This is a genomic window from Streptomyces sp. NPDC054841 (genome assembly GCF_053611045.1).
This window is the reverse complement of the sequence record NZ_JBSGZO010000864.1, coordinates 1-1,681: the sequence shown is the minus strand read 5'-3', so window position 1 is coordinate 1,681 and position 1,681 is coordinate 1. Positions and strand designations below refer to the sequence as shown.

2 protein-coding genes are annotated in these 1,681 nt (G+C 70.6%); both read right to left on the bottom strand.

Annotated features, from left to right (window positions below):
• Positions 1-5 precede the first annotated feature (5 nt).
• Positions 6-263 (bottom strand): PaaI family thioesterase, encoded by a 258-nt coding sequence (locus ACWGI8_RS44020; protein ID WP_453669209.1) that lies wholly within the window; start codon positions 261-263, stop codon positions 6-8.
• 162 nt (positions 264-425) lie between these two features.
• Positions 426-1,568, bottom strand: coding sequence for an AI-2E family transporter (locus ACWGI8_RS44015; RefSeq protein WP_453669211.1), 1,143 nt, complete (start codon positions 1,566-1,568; stop codon positions 426-428).
• Positions 1,569-1,681 lie beyond the last annotated feature (113 nt).

Sequence of the window (1,681 nt, the reverse complement as noted above, 5' to 3'; positions counted from 1 at the left end):
GGGGTTCAGACGGCGCTGCGCGCCTCGGCAAGGCTGATCACCCGGGCGGTCGCGGTGGCCGTGGCGACGAGTGCCCCGTCGGTGGTGGTGAGGCCGGCCTCGAGGTGGGCCAGGTCTCCGTCGCGGTGGACGATGCGCCCGTGCCCGAGGAGCCGGCCGGGACGGACCGGCCGCAGGAAGTTCACCTTGAACTCAAGGGTGGACTGGAACTGGTCGGGCTCGACGGTGGCCGGCAACGCGGGTCCCACCGTGTCGTAGAGCATCGCGGGTCGCGCCGGAAACGCTGACAGCGGGCGGCCCGGCCCGCGCCTCCGTGGACGCCGTCTGCGCGGTCCCGCAGCGCGTGGTGGCTGCCGTCCTGGCTGCGCCGGATGCTGCCGAAGGCGGAGCCGGCGCACCGCTGGCGCCCGTACGCGCACGGAGTCTCAGGCGCCGCTCTCCTCCGCGGGCGGCGCCTCCTCCCTCTTGCTGCGCAGCGCACGCTGCACCCGGGCCAGCACCGCCTCACCGTGGCGCCGATGCCCGTGCATACGCGGGTCCTCCGTCACGGCGTACCGCTTCACATACGCGCCGAGGAAGGCCTGGAGCGTCGCGACCGCTGGAATCGCGATCAGCGCACCGACCGCGCCCAGCAGCGCGGTGCCCGCGATGACCGAGCCGAATGCCACCGCCGGGTGGATGTCCACCGTCTTTGAGGTGAGCTTGGGCTGCAGCACATAGTTCTCGAACTGCTGGTAGATCAGGACGAAGCCGAGCACCCACACCGCGTACCAGGGCTCGGTCGTGAACGCGATCAGCATCGGCAGGGCACCCGCCAGATACGTACCGATCGTGGGGATGAACTGGGAGACGAGCCCGACCCACACCGCGAGCGCCGGGGCGTACGGCACACCGAGCATGGCCAGCAGGATGTAGTGGGCGACGCCGGAGATCAGGGCCATCAGCCCGCGGGAGTAGAGATAGCCGCCCGTCTTGTCGACGGCGATCTCCCAGGCGCGCAGCACCTCGGCCTGCTTCGCCGGCGGCAGTACGGAGCACAGCGCGCGGCGCAGCCGGGGCCCGTCGGCCGCGAAGTAGAACGAGAACAGGAAGATCGTGAGCAGCTTGAAGAGCCCGCCGAGCACGGTCGCGGAGACGTCGAGCACACCGCTCGCGCTGTTCTGGACGTACTTCTGCAGCCAGTCGGAGCGCAGCAGACTGTCCTGGATCGCGACGCGGGACAGCTCCGTGCGGAAGGTGTGGTTGATCCAGTTGATCACTTGGTCGAGGTACTTGGGGAAGTCCTCGACCATCTCGACGATCTGGCCCGCCAGCATCGAGCCGAGCAGCACGACGAAACCGATGCCGACGATCATGACGCCGAAGAAGACAAGGAAGGTGGCAAGGCCGCGGCGCATGCCTCGGGCCGCCATCCGGCCGACGACGGGCTCGATCGCCAGTGCCAGGAAGAACGCGATCAGAACGTTGATCAACAGCCCGATGAGCTGGTGGAAGGCCCAGCTGCCGAGCTGGAAGCAGGCATAGAGGGCCAGCGCCAGCACCATGGCACGGGGAAGCCAGCGCGGCATCCGTCCGGGCGCGCCTGCGGGGAGGGACCTGCCGGCCCCGGAGCCGCCGGCCGGCGCGGTCGCGGGCGGAGTGGCGCCGGACTCGGCGGCGACGGCGGGCGCGGGGATCGTCG